Below are 15,627 nucleotides of genomic sequence, written 5' to 3' on the forward strand. Positions count from 1 at the left end.
TCAAGACTCTTGTTACTCATTGCCGTTAGTCAGGTAAAGGAATGAATTCTGTCTCATCTCCGGGCACCAGTGGAAAGTCTTGATTCCGCCAGTCGGTTTTGGCTTGTTCAATGCGCGCTTTACGGCTGGACACAAAGTTCCATTCAATGAAACGCGGCCCGAGATGCTCACCCCCGATAATGGCGATGCGGGAGGGCACTTTCGCTTCAATGGTGATGCCTTCCTGCTGCGACACTATGGCCATACTGTGTTCCGGTAAGTCGCTGTCTTTTGCTGTGACCTGGCCTTTGGCAATGTAAATGGCGCGTTCATCAGCCATCGGCAGGGTGAAGCGCTGCCCCGGCTGGAGATCCGCTTCTACGTACAGCGTTTCTGCGAATGTTTGAACAGGTGATGTCACGCCAAAAGCGGTTCCCATCAATACTCTGACAGGTACGCCGTCAATATTTAGGGATGGAATAGTGTCATCCGGATAGTGATAAAAAGCCGGTTCACATTCTTCGTCGGCCAGAGGGAGCGCTAACCAGAGCTGCAGGCCATGCAGAATATGATCAACAGCGGTAACCTCATAACGTTCACGCTCAGAATGCACAATCCCCTTGCCTGCGACCATCAGATTGATGTCGCCGGGTTTGATGGGCTGCAGGCTTCCCAGCGAGTCGCGGTGCAGAATTTCGCCCTCAAATAAATAGGTGACGGTCGCTATGCCGATATGCGGATGGGGGCGCACGTTAATACCTTCGCCTGCCGGAAAATTCGCCGGGCCCATATGGTCGAAAAAAATCCACGGACCAACCATTTTCTGTTGTGCTGTCGGCAGCAGCCGGCGAACGGAAAACCCCCCTAAGTCTTTGTCTTTTGCCATCAGAATGCGTTCGATCGCTCCGCAGCTGTCTTTACAGTCGCATGGCTGCTCAACCTCTTTAAACGTATTGCTCATTGATCTCTCCTGCACGTCGTTTTGCTTTAAGTATGGAGTAGTGGCAGCTATTCGTGAACAATCATGTCCGTGAACAAGCATGGTCGTGAAAAAATATGGAAAAAGCCTGTGCAGGAAAAAGAAATTACCGGTTTAAGGATGATGCATGAAAGGTATTTACGTCTGAGAGAGTTCTCAACGGGTAAAGAACAAAAAACAGCGCAGTGTCGGTACTGCGCTGTTTGAGTGACGCTTATGTTGTAAAACGCGTTCTGATTTCGACGATCAGATCCCGCCTGTCAGGTCAGAGAGTAGCTGCGTACACCTCAACATTGGCGGTGTCTCCTTCATTGGTCAGCAGCAAATGCATGTACCCGGCTTTTTCTGCCGTGATTTCTATGAACGCCTGATTACCTGGATAGGCCGAAGCGGTTTCATACTTTTCGGCTGTCGGCCAGTGAGCGCGGGCGGCAAAGAGGCTGACATTACCTTTCTGATCTTGCTTGGTGGGTGTCACCCAGACCCTCAGGGTTTGCCCCGCTTCAGGAACATAAAACGCCAGATAACGCTGCGCTGACACGCTCAGGGTCTGAGGTTTGTCGGCTTCCAATACGACAGGTGTCAGATCATCCGCGGGCTGTGAACCGGTATGCTCACCAGGCTCACCAGGTTCGACGTTGTCCGCCGTGGCTTTCAGCGTGATCTGATTGAAAGCTTCACGCCCGGCAATGCTCAGATAATAACGGCCAGGCTTGATGTTGCCATTGGCGTCGGGGGTAATAGTCAGGGTTTCATTACTGCCGGCCGTAAAGGCTGTGAAATCATAGTCGTAGTAATGGGCGGTGCGATCATAGCTCGCGTATAGATCCGCATCGCCATCACCTGTGATCGCAAAGGCAAGGTTACGGGTGTTGGCGGGCACATCAATATAGAAAAGTTGCTCGCTGTAAGCAGCGCCGGAAAGCGTGACAGCGCTGTTTAATGCCAGTGATCTCGCCTCATCCGGGTTTGGCTGCGGTTCTCCCGGCTGTTCCCTGTCAGCTGTTACTGTCAGTAACCAGTTATTGAACTCGCCCGCATAGCGGGTGCCCAGCGTTTTTGCGGTTTCGGTCCATTGTGTGTAATCACCCTGACGAGCGTAAGAGAGCAAAGTGTCGACCTCATTCGGATGGTTTTCCATCAGGAAACGTACGGCCAGATAACCCCAGCGATAGATGCGGTCCAGATCGTGCTCGTAGGTGGTGCTCAGTATGTCAGACAAGGAGTAAGTTTGTTTGCGAGCCAGTTCAACGGCAGCGTCATACCCTTGCTTGTAATGCATGTACTCGGCAAAACCTTCCAGCCACCACACTGTGTGTCCCGGGCTTAACACATCGTTGAAATCCCCGTAGAGATTGAAGCGGCCATCGAGATAATGCACATATTCATGTTCGAGATTGAGAATACTGTAACCTTCAGCATATTCGTTGCGGTAGGCCACAAAACGGGCTTGATTGTCAGGGTTGGCCGGATTGCCTTCCAGGTATTGCCCGCCATTATTGGTGGTATTGCCAAACAGGAAGTTAGAGTAGCTGACATAATCGGCATTGGTGTTGAAAACGATCACCTCAACACTGTCGTTATAATCGCCGGCCACCGGCTGATAGCCGCTGTTTACGACCTGATGGAAATCGGCTTCTTTATCAGCAAGGATATTGCAGGCCTCTGCAGCCTGTTCCTGCGTCATTGCCTGAGCCCGTATAATCGCCGGTCCGTCACAGTGATGGCGCAGCGGCATCACTCTGGCTTCAAGCTGATTCTTGGCATCTTTCAGCCCGAGCGCTTCTGCCTTCTCGGGGGCAAAGTAATTGATCATTTCTGCAATACCTACCCACATTTTGTCGCTCTTGCCGCCCAGCGGATAGCGCTGAAGCAGTGACTCCAGAATGGCGAGCACCTGAGTTCGGGTAGATTCGTGAGGTGTCACCAGCAGACGGCCCATTTCACGTGCAGCATTGGTCACAATGAAATCCGCATCAGTGCCCAGCGCCCATTCGCTATCGAGAATAAACCGGTGCAACTGTTCCAGGTACTCAGGGTGCTGTGCCAGATCATCATAGAAACTGTCCACGCTGATATGCCCGCTCATGGCACGGAACAGGTTATTGAGGGTGTCAACAAATTGTAGATCCTGTGCTTTTTCCGCGGTGAAATGATTCAGCAGCTGCAATTGGTTGGCCATGGTCAGAGGCAACTGACGGATGTTGTCTACCATGGTTGTCATGCTTTTTAACGCCGCGACCTGTTCTTTGCCACCTTGGCTGGCGTAGGGCGAGGTGAGAAAAGTATTAATGGTATGCGCCAGGGACACATCTAATGCATCTGAAAAATCGCCGTACTGCCCTTTCTGCGGATAACGCACGTAATACGCGGCACGGATAAATTCACCGAGGTTTTCGATGACACTGGCTTGCTGGGCTTCTCCCTGATAATTGCTGACATGCAGCATTAACTGCTGTTGTATCTGACGGATGTTGTTCTCGCTGAACAGCGTGTTCAATGTATCAGAAGACGCAGAGAACCAGGCAATTCTGCATTCGAGATCGGCCTGTTCAATCGTCTTGATCGGCGAAGGTGAAGATGACAAGGCATCTATCTCGCAGGCCGGAGCGGCTGAGGCTGTGTTTGCGTATAACGTTGTTGAGATGAGCAGCGCCAGTGCTGAACGCTGACATCCAGAATGAAGGTATTTCATATGGCCAACCATTTGATTTATCAGTATTAAGGTAAGCCGCCTGTTATACCAGCAGGAAATAATAGTGCACCACGTTGAATATTAAACTAAGAGGTCGGTCCACAAATAAACGAAAAAGGAAACAGCCTGACATTGTTGCCAGGCAAGTACAAAAAAGCAGGGCAGAGATTAACTCTCACCAGCAGAAAGGGGCGGAGTGGCAGGGCGCAGGATAGCAAAAGGCGCGCATAAACGCGCCTGTGTCAGTAGAAAGTAGTGGCAGCTGCTGAATTATCGGCTTGATGGAATCAGACGTTGAACCGCAAATGTCTCGCCACCTTGTTCAGAAATGTTGATGGTGAGCGTGTGGGCCGCTTCTCTGTGGCTGTAAACAAACACACGCCCGTCTTTTTTGGTTTTGTAATGGGATTTCTGGTTTGGCACAGAGACATCAACATTGGCCTGCGGTACGCCCTCTTTTTCAACGAACACCCACGCCCCGCCTTTTAAAGGCGTAACTTGTACCGTGAGTGACTCTTTTAAATCGGCGAATGCTGAACCGGAAAATGCGATGGCGGCTGTGAACAGGGCTGCAATAAAGGTTTTCATAGTGTGACTCCGACAATTGATTCAGATGAAGAAGGATGTTTTAAAGCATGCAGCTATACTAAGTGTGATTTTGGTCACGTTACAGTGTGTTTTTTCTTCCATCTTGTTCGGTTTTTTCGAATGAGTGATGTGTGTATGATCTGGATTGATTTTAAGTGTTTGATACTATGCTACTTATTATCAAGATGAAGATGAAACAGGATGAAGTAAGCATGGACATTTACCCGGTTCGACTCAGAAAAGCGACATGGGCAGATATGGACTTTTTGTTGGAATTGCGTGATCAGACTATGCGGCAGCATTTGCAAAAGGCAGGTGCACCGACAGACAAAGATGCCTATAAAAACCGAATTCTCTATCATTTTGATGACGCGCAAATTGTGGAAATAGCCGATAAGCGTGTTGGCTTGTTTAAAGCATTTTATCAGGCAGATTTGAACCAGTGGTATCTGGCTCAGATTCAAATCCTTCCCGAGTATCAGAGTCATAATATAGGCTGGGCACTCATCACTGAGCTGATAACTAAAGCGACGGACAATAATGAGTCTATAGCCTTAAGCGTATTAAAAGGCAGCCCAGCCCGGCGTTTATATGAACGTCTTGGCTTCCAGTGTGTGAGCGAATCTGAACTTGAATTCAATATGCTTTTTCACTCAGTTGACAGGGAGTAACTATGGTGGCGATACGAATGATAGGTTACCTGAGATCTTCAGGTGAGTGAAAATCCAAGTCTTTATATCCTGTATCGTCTTAATTTATTGATTTTAAATTGTTACTTGATTATTTGTCCATTCACTAAAATGTAACTGACTTTATTGTTTTTTACATTTCTTTTCCTAATCAGCTCGCAATATAAACCTTTGGTTGAGTACAAGCCGTGTTCTTCCATTAGCCCTTATTCTGGCAGGGCTATATTCAACTCAAACAACAATTATTCCTTTATGGAAACTATGTGGTGTGATTCTTGACTCAGCGTTGAGTGACCAGAGTGCCTTTTTGCTTTCTGTTGACAGGGATAAGTCAGTAAGCGAGTGCGAAGTACCCGGTTGGTGAGTCACCCATTTTCAGTTGGGCAAGGTTGGGACATTATGGATACATTTCAACGAACAGGCACTGGCTTGCTGCTTTACTGTGCAAGTGTAATGGCCTTGATCATCGTCAGCTTTTTATTATTTGAACAGGATGCAATGCGGTGGGTGTCATCAGCCATCTCTGAACTGTCCGGCTATCACGGTACCGGGCTCTTTCTGCTCTTTCTCTTTGTTGTCGCTATGCTGGCATTTGACATTATTTTGCCTGTCCCTTCGAGCGTTGTGGCAATGTCTGCTGTGGCCGTTTTAGGCCCGTTACCCGGTGCGGCTTCTGTCTGGTTAGGGCTGACTCTGGGTTGCTGTATTGGATACTGGCTCGGCGACTGCTCTGAAAAATGGATTGGTACGCGCTGGTTATCTGTTAAAGAACGCCAAAAGGCACGGCAATTAGCGGAGAAAATGGGGAGCGGTGCGCTCATCATGATGCGGGGTGTGCCCGTACTTGCTGAAACCTCAGTGATTGCGGCTGGTATGGTTCAGTACCCCTTTATCAGATTCCTTGCGTTAACGTCGCTGGCCAACAGTTGGTTGGCGGGGGCTTATGCGTATGTCGGCCTTTATAGTGACAAGAGTGATCCTTTCTTGTTGGTGGTAGCCGGCAGTGTGCTGATTCCGGTGATTGGCTGGCTGCTGCAGAGACTTTGGCGCCGTGTGACTTTTACAGCTGGCGCATCGACATCAGACATTCAGCCGTCAGCAACAGAAATCCAGACAATCAAAGCCCGCTTCACGGTTCAGTATCAATACCCCATCTGTTTTACTCACGATGTATTTTCCCTCAGCAACTCTGATTTATTGACACTCTTGCTCAGAGCCCGCCGGGAAGAGGCGGCTCAAGGCTGTGTGTTGATTGTTGATCAGGGCGTAGTGAATGAAAGTCCTGACTGGCTGGAACGGGCGCAGGCTTATTTTCAGCAGCATCACCAATACATACACCTGAAAGGGCAACCATTGGTAGTGAGAGGCGGGGAGGCGATAAAACAGGCATCGCAAACAGACAAGCTTTATCAGTATCTGCTGAAACACCAGGTTGACAGACACAATGTGGTTATTGCGGTGGGCGGCGGCGCTGTGCTCGACACTGTGGGTTATGTGTGCGCTACGTTTCACCGCGGCATTAAATTACTGCGTATGCCAAGTACAGTGCTGGCCCAGAATGACGCGGGTGTCGGAGTGAAAAATGGCGTGAACGGTTATGGGGCAAAGAACCTTATCGGTACATTTTGTCCGCCGTTCGCGGTTCTTAACGACTTTTCGCTGCTCAATACCTTGTCATACCGTGATCGTCGTGCTGGTCTGGCGGAAGCGGTGAAAGTGGCCGCCATTCGCAGTGCTGAATTTTTCGACTGGCTGGAAAACAACGCGCATTCGCTGAATACCTTTGACAATCAGGCCACCCAATTTGCCATCGCGCGTTGTGCCGAACTGCACATTAACCAGATTACGCTTGCCGGTGATCCCTTTGAAACAGGAAACGCCCGCCCGCTGGATTATGGTCACTGGGCCGCACATAAACTGGAAGCCATGAGCCACTATGAATGTCGTCACGGTGAAGCCGTTGCGATAGGCATGGCACTGGATGCGTATTATGCGACAGAGATCGGTCTGTTGAGCCAGAGTGACCAGCAAAGGCTGATTCAGCTGCTGACAGCACTCGGTTTTTCCTTGTGGCACCCGGCACTGGATCAGTGTGATAAACAGGGGCAGCCTGTGGTGTTTCAGGGGCTGGAGGATTTCCGGCAACACCTCGGCGGCCAGTTATGTGTCACGCTTTTGTCGTCTGTCGGGGTGGGAGTTGAAGTGCACGATATCGATGCCGACCGGTTGTTTATCGCGTTGCTGGCCCTGAAGCGTGAGCATCAGGCTGACGTCGCCGCGCAAAGTGATTCCCTCACCTGGTCGGAGGTGGGCTAATGCGTCTGCATACCTGGCTGACACTCGGCCGCGCATCCAATCTGCCCAGTGTCTGGAGCAATGTGTTTGCTGCCGCGCTGATAGCGCAGGCCAGCTTGAGCCATGAGGTTGTGGGAAGCGAAGAAGAATGGATACCGGGCAGTCTTAGCTTACAAATTATGCTGTGGGCCGGTTGTCTGTTATCACTCTCACTGATGTACCTGGCCGGTATGTTTCTCAATGATGCCTTTGACGCCAACTGGGACAGGCATAATAACAACGCCAGGCCAATCACTCAGGGTAAGGTATCTGCAGCTGCAGTCTGGCTCAATGGGTTGGGGATGCTGGTGCTGGGAATGGGGCTGGCAGGCAGTTTGTATCAGCGTGCCGTTCCCGAACAGGCAGTATATGGCTGGGTTGCGGTTGGTTTACTGGCGGCTTTAATACTGCTGTATAACCGGGTACATAAGCAGTTCAGGCACAGTGCGGTGCTGATGGGCGGATGCCGTTTAGGCGTCTATCTGGTTGCCGCATTAATGCTGGCAGAGATCACCCCTGAGTTATTTCTCGCGGCACTGGCGCTGTGTCTCTATATCAGCGGAATCACCTATGTTGCCCGTGAAGAGCACACCAACAAAGTGTCTCAGTTCTGGTCAGTCGGCTTGCTTTTCCTGCCTGTTATTCTGGTCAGTTTTCTTGGTTATACCTTCCCCTATTTTTGGCTCTATGCCTGCAGTCTGAGTCTGTATTTGCTGTATACCATGCAGCGATGCCTGTTCACTCCGCACAAAAATGTACGGGGCTTTATCGGCGGGCTGCTTGCTGCTGTACCGCTGCTGGATGGCTTAATGCTTGCCAGTATGAATTTGATTCTGCCGAGCCTGTTGTGCGTGGCGGTGTTTTTCATCATGCCTGGTTTACAGAAGTGGATACAGGCAACCTGATCGTGTGAGACCAAGTCATGCATTCACGACGTTTCGATACTCCGCTCAGCCCCTTTTCACCCGACGCACTGCAAAGTGAGCTGGCGGTAGCCCTGACTCCTGAAGCCCGAACCTGGCTGCAGGTCGCCAGAGATAAGATTCTCGGCACCAAATCTGTGGAGGACGCGGTATCCGCTTTACTGCTCACCAGTGCCATGGCGCGGCGAAAATTGGGAGAGCAGGCGCTGCCTTATCAGCCGGAAGGAACAGATTGGCAGGTGGATCAGGCCGGGCGTCTGCTTCTGTTACTGACATTGAGAACCATAGTGCCTGCAACAAACTGGAGTGACGTGCTGTTCTCTGCCTATCGTCAGTTTGACGAAAACGAGAAGATTGTCGTTGTCAGGGCACTGGACTGGCTGTCCAGTCATCACGAACTGAACCGGATTGCGCACGAAACAGCCCGTACTAATGATGTGAATCTGTTTGCGGCACTGGCGCTTAACAACGCCTACCCGGTGAAGTATTTCAACGAGCGGGCGTTTCATCAGTTAGTGCTCAAGGCGCTGTTTCTTGATTTGAATATTGAATCAGTCAGAGGGTTGCCACTGCGTCAGTCGGCTGAACTGACACAACTTTGTGCTGATCTGGTGCAGGAGCGATTACTGGCTGAACGTGCGGTACCCGAGTCTGTCTGGCTGGGGATGCGCTTTCGGTATTTGTCTGACAGTAGCAAAGATACTTATCTGGGTTATGTTTTTTCCGAATCTGATGCGCATCAGTACTACACCTTACTGGCACTGGCCAATAATGGTGCACAGGATTGCCCGGACTCATTCTGGCAAAGGCTCTCAGCAAGGCATTCACCGTCGCTTACCAGCGAGGTTCAACAACTGATTGACCATCTTCTGACCGCGTCTCGCTTCGGCCATTCTCAATCGCTTTCTTCACTAACCGGGTACTTCAATCATGACATATTTTGATCCGCATATTCACATGGTGTCGCGCACCACGGACGATTATCAGCGTATGTACGCCGCCGGTATTGTCGGCGTTATTGAGCCGGCTTTCTGGCAGGGACAGCCACGGACTTCTGTGGGCAGTTTCATTGATTATTTTGACACCTTGTTAGGCTGGGAAAGGTTCAGGGCCAGCCAGTTTGGTATCCATCATTACTGCACCATGGGGCTGAACCCCAAAGAAGCGAACGATCTGGGACTGGCAAATGAAGTCATGGCGGTACTGCCACGCTTTCTGGCAAAAGACGGTGTGGTTGCCGTTGGCGAGATCGGCTACGACGATATTACGCCTGAAGAAGAGCTGTTTATGGCGGAACAAATGCAGCTCGCGATGGAGTTTGAACTGCCGGTACTGGTCCACACCCCGCACAGAGACAAAATCGGCGGAACGAAACGTACCATTGCCTTGATCCGTGAAGTGGGTATTCCTGAACACATGGTCATTATCGATCATCTGAATGAACAGACGCTGCCTCTGGTGATGGAAACCGACTGCTGGCGCGGCCACTCAATCTACCCCAATACCAAGATGTCTGAACACCGTATGGTCGCGCTGCTCAAAGAGTACGGGCTGGAAAAAATGGTGGTGAACAGTGCCGCAGACTGGGGATGCAGCGATCCGCTCAAAGTACCGAAAACAGGCGCAGCGATGCGGCAGGCGGGGTACAGCGATGCCGATATCACCAAAGTGCTGTTTGATAACCCGATAGATTTTTTTGCTCAAAGCGGACGTATCAGCAAAGAAGACGTCAGTGTCCCCATCAGCGTTGATCAGACCAGGTTATGGGAATCCAATTCGGCGCTGCGCGGGCAAACACCCATAGTCGAAAGCTGACTGCAGTCCCAGAAATCAAATCACAAGGAGTGGTGCATATGTGGCGACGGAGTGAATTGACTTACTGCAGCAATCTCCATCCAGGCGAGCAACTGGCCGATGTTGAAGAGAATCTGGCGCGGTATTTTTCCCGTGTGATGGCCAGGCGCTCATTGTCAGACATGGCAAGCGGCCTTTGGCTCAGTGCCGCTGCTGCCAGTACGTTACAGTCGCCTGAATCGTTAAAAGCGTTCAGAGAAACCCTTCAGCGTCACGGTGTTGTACTGACCAGCCTGAACGGATTTCCCTATGGAAACTTTCATCAGACCAAGGTGAAAGAGGCGGTGTATCTGCCAGACTGGAGTGAACCGGATCGCCTGAACTATACCTGTCAGCTGGGCGTGGTTCTGGCAAGCTGCCTGCCTGAATCTGTTGCGCAGGGGACGATTTCAACTTTGCCATTAGGCTACCGGCACCAATGGAGTGAGGAAAAACAGCAAAGGAGTATCGAACAGCTGTTACGGCTCAATGCCGAACTGGCTGTGCTGAAAGAGCTGGAGGGCAAGCACATAGTGGTGTGTCTGGAAATGGAGCCTGACTGTGTGCTTGAAACCACATCGCAGCTGATCGCGTTTTTCTCGGCGCTGACAGCTGCCAATGGCGGATATCCGGCGCATCTGGGTGTGTGTTTTGATGTGTGCCATCAGGGCGTGATGTATGAAGATAGCTATGATGCCTTACGCCGGATCACTGAAGCCGGCATCACAATAGGAAAGATCCAGATTTCCAATGCGTTTGAAGTGGATACGCAAAGTTTGCAGGATCCCGTGTCAGATGTGCATGACCTGCTGGCTGAATTCGCCGAAGCGCGCTATCTGCATCAGGTAAAAGCCTGTCGGCCGGACGGAACAATTATCGCTGTGCCGGATTTGTCTGAGGCATTAGCGTCAATGTATATGGCGCGCACCGGACTTAACGATACAACGAGCTGGCGGGTGCATTTTCATATACCACTCAGCTTTTCATCTTGTATACACCCGGCGATCAAGCCTTTGCACGGCACACTCAATGGTGTTTTTCAATTTCTTGCTGACTATCAGGATCTCGTGAAGCCCTGTCTGGAAGTCGAAACCTACACCTGGGATGTGTTGCCTGCTGCGTTGCAGCCTCAGGATGATGATGCCCTGATTGATGGTATTGCCGGTGAGTTGCACTGGCTGGAGCAGCAACTGGCCGACAGAGGGTTGCTATATCATGACTAAGCCCTTAATCGTGATCAATATTGTCGGGCTCACGCCTGCTTTGCTCGGTGAGCACACGCCTCAGCTGAATGCGCTGGTCAATGACGGCATCATGTTACCCATGCAAGGGGTGTTTCCTGCGGTGACGGCAACGGCGCAGGCTACCATGCTGACAGGCTTGTCGCCCGGTGAGCACGGCATAGTGGGTAACGGCTGGTATTTTCGCGAACTGGCAGAAGTAAAATTCTGGCTGCAACCCAATCAACTGGTTCAGGGCGAGAAAATCTGGCACAAGCTTAAACGGAACAATCCCGGGCTGAAATGCTCACAACTGTTCTGGTGGTACAACATGTACGCGGATGTCGATCATGCGATCACGCCACGTCCGCATTACCCTGCCGATGGCCGGAAAATCCTGGGCCTGTATTCAGAACCGGCGCAGCTTCATCAGGAGATCGAAGCAAGAGTCGGCACGTTTCCTTTTTTCAATTTCTGGGGGCCGACGGCCGATATCCGATCCAGCCGCTGGATAGTGGATTGCGCCATGCTCGAATTCACACTGAACCGCCCGCATCTCCAATTGGTGTATTTACCGCACCTCGACTACAACCTGCAGCGCTTAGGGCCGGAGTCACCGGAAATTGCCAAAGATCTGGCGATGATCGATCACGAAGCCGGGCGTTTGCTTGAGTTTGCCCGTGAGCAGGGCACCGATGTCATGGTGGTCTCTGAATACGGGATTACGCAGGTCAGTCAGTCGGTGTCTGTCAATCGGCTGTTACGCGAAGCCGGTTTACTGCGTGTCAGGGAATCTCTGGGCTGGGAACTGCTCGATTGTGGCAGCAGTCGTGCTTTTGCCGTTGCGGATCATCAGGTTGCGCATGTGTATATCAAAGATCCGGCTGATATTTCTGCCGTGAAATCTCTGCTGCAGGCACAAGCTGGCATAGAGCGGGTGCTTGACGGCCAGGAGCAGCAAGCGTTTGGCATTGCTCATTCCCGCTCGGGTGAGCTGGTGCTGATCGCCGAGCCGGGCTGCTGGTTTAATTATTACTACTGGCTGGATGACAGCAAAGCCCCTGACTTTGCCCGTACCGTGGATATTCACCGCAAACCCGGCTACGACCCGGCAGAACTGTTTGTCGACCCTACAATTCGATTCGTCAAACTGAAAATCGCCGCCCGATTGCTACAGAAAAAACTCGGGCAGCGCATGCTCATGGACGTCATTCCTCTGGACCCTTCCCTAGTGAAAGGCAGTCACGGGCGTCTGGCCGAGCGGCCGGAAGATGGACCGATATTCATTACTAATAATAAGCAGATGTTAGACCGGTTGAATAAGCCGGATTGTCTACCCATGCAGCAAGTCTGTGGTCTGTTGCAACAGCACTTTCAATAGCGAGGCAATATGAGCTACTTAAATAACTTGCGGATGGTGTTTTCCGGCCGGTTTCAGTCGGACGTATCGACCGTCAATAACGATGTGCGTCATTTTGATGTCGACAAGTTCGTACCTGAGTATCAGGAGTACGGCAAGGGCGCGATCAATGGCTGGTGGAATCCCTGTGGTTCCGGTGCGTTTCGTTTGATCGACTGCAGAGTGACGCAGGTCGGCTATCAGGACGGCACAACCACCAGTGATCCGGCGAAAGATCCTGTTATCGGCATGCTGCTGGGCGGTTCTAATGATCTGGTCAGTGCCAAAATGGTGGACTTGGATCCGCAGATGCAGATGGTCTCTGAAATCTGGGGGCTGACCATGCGGCTGACGGACGGCAAGACGCCTGATTTCGTGGCAGGGCGTTTTTTACCTGCGCCATTCCGTGACATTTTATTCGGCAGGCAGCAGGGCGGCGGTGCCGGCGATCAGGCCGCCACGGCGATTTATCAATCGGTACTGGAGGATCTGAGCTGGGTTGATAGCAGCCATTCCCCCTTTCTTCAGCAGCTGAAAGCAATGACAGAGCAGGTTGGAAAATTGTCTGTCCGCATGATGCTGTACAGCTACAACATGGATCATAAGAATTCGGACTTTACCATTGGCCGCGTCAGCGGGGTGATTGGCCCGGCATTAGATTTTGAGCCGGATACCTTTGTACTCGGGCGTCGTTTTGCGCCAGCCAACGGCGAGAGCACTACGCAGAATATTAACTTCTTTAATGCCCAGGTGGATGCCACCAACCGCAACCTGTGTGTCGACTTCAGTAATGCGTTGCCACTGTCTGGTAATAACGGCGCTTTTGTTGATCTTGGCAAGATGCAGCTGGTGGTATTAGAACCGCCTTTTGAGAACATCAAGGAAGGCGACACTCAGCTGATTTCTGGCAATCAGTTTACCCCGATTGGCGGTGCGATCCCTTATCTGACACCGGACTGGCTCAATGCTGAAGGGGCCCTGTTCAATGTGACTGATATTGACCCGACCCTGCTTAAGAAAATACAGTGCCAGCCGCTGGCGCTGCTGAGCACCGACAACAACGGTGTGCTGATCCGGGAAACGGCGCAAGGGCTGCTGGTGCGGGCCGATCAGGTTGTCCATCGCTTAAATCCGGCTGTGCCTGTGTCGGTTGATCTGTACGCGTCCCGTTATGGTATTCCTGCCGCCGGAGAAAAGATTGCGGTGACGCTCCAGCCACCGGCAAAAGGTATGGGGGGCGGCGGCCCGCAACCGGCAGATGTGCCTATTCCTGTCATCAACATCCCGGCATCTGCTATTGCTCTCGGCCAGACAGTCGCCACCGACTCACACGGCAGGGCGCATTATGGTTACAGCGTTTCGGCGCCGGGTAATCCCAGAGAATATATCGACGGCCAGGTGTATTTACTCAGTTACATACCAGTCAGTGATCCGGGTTATATCCAGCAGATGTTTGATTTTATTGCCAATCTGGTCTTTGACAAATTTACCGTGCCCGATAAACCCACCTGGGATGACATCAAGCCCATTATGAGTCAGTACAACAACCTGTACCCGATCATGGGCCGCATGCTGGTTAATCTCAGCAGTTACGATTCTATGGTGAGATTCCGCAATCTGCTGGAGCTGGCTTTCTCCCGCGAGCAGAGCGATCCGAATTACATGCCTGTCACCCGTGATCTTTCCGAGCCTAAGCGACAAATGGTGCTCAAGTGGCTGTGCGAGCAGGATGCCAACGGCAATTACCTGCTGCGAAGAGGACAGAACGACGCGCCTTTACCCATAGAGCCTTGTGCCTCTTGTGAAATCAGCTCGCCACTGGCAAAAGCCAGCCTGGAAGCGGAGTCATCACAAGATATCAAAGGTTCAAAAGAACTGGCTGCGGAGCAGTATCGCCGTAACCTCACTCAACAAGATTAAGGGCGGGTACGAACATGTTGAAACTCAAAAGACAAATCATTGATAAAATTCATGATATTTCCGAAGTGAGCGAATTGCGTGAGTATCTGCAAAGCGCGATCGAACTTGAACACGCCACTGTGCCTGTGTATCTGACCGGAATGTTTTCGCTGAAACAGGCGCAGAATGTCGAAGCCGGCAATATAGTCCGTAGTGTGGTGATCGAAGAAATGCTGCACATGAGCATCGCCTGTAATGTCCTCAATGCAATTGGTGGTGCGCCGCAAATCAACAAGCCCGATTTTGTCCCGACGTTTCCCGGTCCGTTGCCCATGGGGGTGGGCGAAGACAGAGGGTTAATTGCCACCCTGGCACCTTTGACAAAAGAGCAGGTGAAAACTGTGTTCATGGCGATTGAAGAGCCGGAAAACCCCATTGATATACCTGTTACCAGTTTGCTTCAGGCGGATGCCAATTACGCCACGATTGGTGAGTTTTATCAGGCGATCATCGACAAAATCGTGCAATTGGGCGAGGGTATTTTTACTGGCGATCCCAGCCGCCAGTTGGCCGACACCAAGTGGTTTCCATCGGATGAACTGTGGGCCGTGACGGATGTGGAAACCGCTTGCAGCGCACTCAAACTGATTGTTGAGCAGGGTGAGGGCAGCAGTAAATCCCCGACGGATGAAGAAGGCGAACTGGCACATTATTACCGCTTCGCCGAAATTTATTATGGTAAGCGCCTGGTCAAAGATGCCAGTTCACCGGTCGGCTGGTCATTTAGCGGCGAACCCGTGCCGCTGAATCCTGAGGATGTGTATAACCTGCGGCATAATGCCAAGGCGCAGGATTACCCTGAGGGCAGTACGGCCCGGCGCTACGCGGATCAAACCAATTACACCTACTCTTCTTTGCTGAACTCATTGCATCACACCTTTAACGGTGAGCCGCAGCAGCTGGATCATGCCATGGGGCTGATGTATGAACTGCGATTAAGTGTACAGAAAATGGTCACGATTGACTTAGGCAATGGCGAGTTTGCCGCACCGCCATTTCAGTATGTCGCAACCAACGTGTGAGGCTGGT

The 15,627-nt window shown here is 51.4% G+C and carries 12 protein-coding genes; 9 read left to right on the top strand and 3 right to left on the bottom strand.

Annotation, left to right across the window (positions count from 1 at the left end):
- Positions 1-25: 25 nt before the first annotated feature.
- The 3 genes from P0Y67_RS06775 to P0Y67_RS06785 form a co-directional block, all read right to left on the bottom strand.
- Positions 26-940: a pirin family protein gene (locus P0Y67_RS06775; RefSeq protein WP_342391256.1), complete on the bottom strand. Its 915-nt coding sequence runs from the start codon at positions 938-940 to the stop codon at positions 26-28.
- A 283-nt stretch (positions 941-1,223) separates the two neighbouring features.
- Positions 1,224-3,653, bottom strand: a complete 2,430-nt coding sequence (locus tag P0Y67_RS06780) for a M9 family metallopeptidase (protein WP_342391257.1) — start codon at positions 3,651-3,653, stop codon at positions 1,224-1,226.
- Between the two features lie 270 nt (positions 3,654-3,923).
- Complete coding sequence (locus tag P0Y67_RS06785) at positions 3,924-4,241, bottom strand: hypothetical protein (protein WP_342391258.1); 318 nt, start codon at positions 4,239-4,241, stop codon at positions 3,924-3,926.
- 191 nt (positions 4,242-4,432) lie between these two features.
- Here P0Y67_RS06785 and P0Y67_RS06790 point away from each other — a divergent pair, with 191 nt between their 5' ends.
- The 9 genes from P0Y67_RS06790 to P0Y67_RS06830 all read left to right on the top strand — a co-directional run bounded on the left by P0Y67_RS06790 (position 4,433) and on the right by P0Y67_RS06830 (position 15,620).
- The gene (locus tag P0Y67_RS06790; protein WP_342391259.1) at positions 4,433-4,912 is read left to right on the top strand and encodes a GNAT family N-acetyltransferase; all 480 of its coding nucleotides are present in this window, start codon (positions 4,433-4,435) and stop codon (positions 4,910-4,912) included.
- Positions 4,913-5,329: 417 nt separating this feature from the next.
- The gene (locus P0Y67_RS06795; RefSeq protein WP_342391260.1) at positions 5,330-7,246 is read left to right on the top strand and encodes a 3-dehydroquinate synthase; all 1,917 of its coding nucleotides are present in this window, start codon (positions 5,330-5,332) and stop codon (positions 7,244-7,246) included.
- Entirely contained in the window at positions 7,246-8,169 is a 924-nt protein-coding gene (locus P0Y67_RS06800) for a UbiA family prenyltransferase (RefSeq protein ID WP_342391261.1), read from the top strand. The genes P0Y67_RS06795 and P0Y67_RS06800 overlap by 1 nt, the downstream gene beginning before the upstream one ends.
- Before the next feature lie 17 nt (positions 8,170-8,186).
- On the top strand, positions 8,187-9,131 hold the full coding sequence (locus P0Y67_RS06805) for an EboA domain-containing protein (RefSeq protein ID WP_342391262.1): 945 nt from the start codon (positions 8,187-8,189) through the stop codon (positions 9,129-9,131).
- Positions 9,118-10,002, top strand: a complete 885-nt coding sequence (locus tag P0Y67_RS06810; RefSeq protein WP_225445231.1) for a TatD family hydrolase — start codon at positions 9,118-9,120, stop codon at positions 10,000-10,002. The genes P0Y67_RS06805 and P0Y67_RS06810 overlap by 14 nt, the downstream gene beginning before the upstream one ends.
- Positions 10,003-10,040: 38 nt before the next feature.
- Positions 10,041-11,243: a metabolite traffic protein EboE gene (eboE, locus tag P0Y67_RS06815; RefSeq protein ID WP_342391263.1), complete on the top strand. Its 1,203-nt coding sequence runs from the start codon at positions 10,041-10,043 to the stop codon at positions 11,241-11,243.
- The gene (locus P0Y67_RS06820) at positions 11,236-12,621 is read left to right on the top strand and encodes an alkaline phosphatase family protein (protein WP_342391264.1); all 1,386 of its coding nucleotides are present in this window, start codon (positions 11,236-11,238) and stop codon (positions 12,619-12,621) included. The genes eboE and P0Y67_RS06820 overlap by 8 nt, the downstream gene beginning before the upstream one ends.
- Positions 12,622-12,630: 9 nt before the next feature.
- Positions 12,631-14,559: a hypothetical protein gene (locus P0Y67_RS06825; RefSeq protein WP_342391265.1), complete on the top strand. Its 1,929-nt coding sequence runs from the start codon at positions 12,631-12,633 to the stop codon at positions 14,557-14,559.
- Between the two features lie 14 nt (positions 14,560-14,573).
- Complete coding sequence (locus P0Y67_RS06830; RefSeq protein ID WP_342391266.1) at positions 14,574-15,620, top strand: ferritin-like domain-containing protein; 1,047 nt, start codon at positions 14,574-14,576, stop codon at positions 15,618-15,620.
- The last annotated feature ends 7 nt before the right edge of the window (positions 15,621-15,627 follow it).

The sequence above is a fragment of the Photobacterium sp. SP02 genome, assembly GCF_038519165.1.
Lineage (GTDB): Bacteria > Pseudomonadota > Gammaproteobacteria > Enterobacterales > Vibrionaceae > Photobacterium > Photobacterium halotolerans.